1 rRNA gene is annotated in these 2,956 nt (G+C 53.2%); it reads left to right on the plus strand.

The window, feature by feature from the left end:
- The first annotated feature begins 24 nt into the window (after positions 1-24).
- A 23S ribosomal RNA gene (locus LC090_RS21755) occupies positions 25-2,954 on the plus strand.
- Positions 2,955-2,956 lie beyond the last annotated feature (2 nt).

The raw sequence follows: 2,956 nt of genomic DNA on the forward strand, positions 1-2,956 counted from the left end.
GGCAGCAATGCCTAACAAATCGAAGGTTAAGCTACTAAGGGCGCACGGTGGATGCCTTGGCACTAGAAGCCTAAGAAGGACGGGACGAACACCGATATGCTTCGGGGAGCTGTAAGTACGCTTTGATCCGGAGATTTCCGAATGGGGGAACCCACCATCTTTAATAGGATGGTATCCATTTCTGAATACATAGGGAATGGAAGGCAGACCCGGGGAACTGAAACATCTCATTACCCGGAGGAAGAGAAAGCAAATGCGATTTCCTGAGTAGCGGCGAGCGAAACGGAATCAGCCCAAACCAGAGGGCTTGCCCTCTGGGGTTGTAGGACGTCTCTTTGGAGTTACAAAGGCACGGATAGACGAAGCGACCTGGAAAGGTCCATCAGAGAAGGTAACAATCCTGTAGTCAAAATCCGCTGCCCTCCGAGACGGATCCTGAGTACGGCGGGACACGTGAAACCCCGTCGGAATCCGGGAGGACCATCTCCCAAGGCTAAATACTCTCTAGTGACCGATAGTGAACCAGTACCGTGAGGGAAAGGTGAAAAGCACCCCGGAAGGGGAGTGAAAGAGAACCTGAAACCGTGTGCCTACAACTAGTTGGAGCCCGTTAATGGGTGACAGCGTGCCTTTTGTAGAATGAACCGGCGAGTTACGATCCCGTGCAAGGTTAAGCCGAGAAGGCGGAGCCGCAGCGAAAGCGAGTCTGAATAGGGCGAAATAGTACGTGGTCGTAGACCCGAAACCAGGTGATCTACCCATGTCCAGGGTGAAGTTCAGGTAACACTGAATGGAGGCCCGAACCCACGCATGTTGAAAAATGCGGGGATGAGGTGTGGGTAGCGGTGAAATGCCAATCGAACCTGGAGATAGCTGGTTCTCTCCGAAATAGCTTTAGGGCTAGCCTCGCGGCAAGAATCTTGGAGGTAGAGCACTGATTGGACTAGGGGTCCTTACCGGATTACCGAATCCAGTCAAACTCCGAATGCCAACGATTTATCCGCGGGAGTCAGACTGCGAGTGATAAGATCCGTAGTCGAGAGGGAAACAGCCCAGACCACCAGCTAAGGTCCCAAAGTATACGTTAAGTGGAAAAGGATGTGGCGTTGCTTAGACAACCAGGATGTTGGCTTAGAAGCAGCCATCATTTAAAGAGTGCGTAATAGCTCACTGGTCGAGTGACGCTGCGCCGAAAATGTACCGGGGCTAAACGTATCACCGAAGCTGTGGATTGTCTTACGACAATGGTAGGAGAGCGTTCTAAGGGCTGTGAAGTCAGACCGAAAGGACTGGTGGAGCGCTTAGAAGTGAGAATGCCGGTATGAGTAGCGAAAGACAAGTGAGAATCTTGTCCGTCGAAAGCCCAAGGTTTCCTGAGGAAGGCTCGTCCGCTCAGGGTTAGTCGGGACCTAAGCCGAGGCCGAAAGGCGTAGGCGATGGATAACAGGTTGATATTCCTGTACCACCTCCTTTCCGTTTGAACGACGGGGGGACGCAGAAAGATAGGGAGAGCGCGCTGCTGGAAATGCGCGTCCAAGCGATTAGGCTGGTGAATAGGTAAATCCGTTCACCGTGAAGGCTGAGTCGTGATGGCGAGGGAAATTTAGTACCGAAGTCCTTGATTCTACGCTGCCAAGAAAAGCCTCTAGTGAGGAAAGAGGTGCCCGTACCGCAAACCGACACAGGTAGGCGAGGAGAGAATCCTAAGACGATCGGGAGAACTCTCGTTAAGGAACTCGGCAAAATGACCCCGTAACTTCGGGAGAAGGGGTGCTTCCTCGGGTGAATAGCCCAGGGGAGCCGCAGTGAAAAGATCCAAGCGACTGTTTAGCAAAAACACAGGTCTCTGCAAAGCCGTAAGGCGAAGTATAGGGGCTGACACCTGCCCGGTGCTGGAAGGTTAAGAGGAGGGGTTATCCCTTACGGGAGAAGCTCTGAATCGAAGCCCCAGTAAACGGCGGCCGTAACTATAACGGTCCTAAGGTAGCGAAATTCCTTGTCGGGTAAGTTCCGACCCGCACGAAAGGTGCAACGACTTGGATACTGTCTCAACGAGAGACCCGGTGAAATTATAGTACCTGTGAAGATGCAGGTTACCCGCGACAGGACGGAAAGACCCCATGGAGCTTTACTGTAGCCTGATATTGGATTTTGGTACAGCTTGTACAGGATAGGTAGGAGCCATAGAAGTCGGACCGCCAGGTTCGATGGAGGCGTCGGTGGGATACTACCCTGGCTGTACTGACATTCTAACCCAGCACCGTGATCCGGTGCGGAGACAGTGTCAGGTGGGCAGTTTGACTGGGGCGGTCGCCTCCTAAAGTGTAACGGAGGCGCCCAAAGGTTCCCTCAGAATGGTTGGAAATCATTCGCAGAGTGTAAAGGCACAAGGGAGCTTGACTGCGAGACCTACAAGTCGAGCAGGGACGAAAGTCGGGCTTAGTGATCCGGTGGTTCCGCATGGAAGGGCCATCGCTCAACGGATAAAAGCTACCCTGGGGATAACAGGCTTATCTCCCCCAAGAGTCCACATCGACGGGGAGGTTTGGCACCTCGATGTCGGCTCATCGCATCCTGGGGCTGAAGTAGGTCCCAAGGGTTGGGCTGTTCGCCCATTAAAGCGGTACGCGAGCTGGGTTCAGAACGTCGTGAGACAGTTCGGTCCCTATCCGTCGCGGGCGCAGGAAATTTGAGAGGAGCTGTCCTTAGTACGAGAGGACCGGGATGGACACACCGCTGGTGTACCAGTTGTTCCGCCAGGAGCATAGCTGGGTAGCTACGTGTGGAAGGGATAAGTGCTGAAAGCATCTAAGCATGAAGCCCCCCTCGAGATGAGATTTCCCACAGCATTAAGCTGGTAAGATCCCTTAGAGATGATGAGGTAGATAGGTTCGGGGTGGAAGCGTGGCAACACGTGGAGCTGACGAATACTAATCGATCGAGGGCTTAACCTAAA

The organism is Guptibacillus hwajinpoensis, from assembly GCF_020524165.1.
Taxonomy (GTDB): Bacteria; Bacillota; Bacilli; order Bacillales; family Guptibacillaceae; genus Guptibacillus; species Guptibacillus hwajinpoensis_D.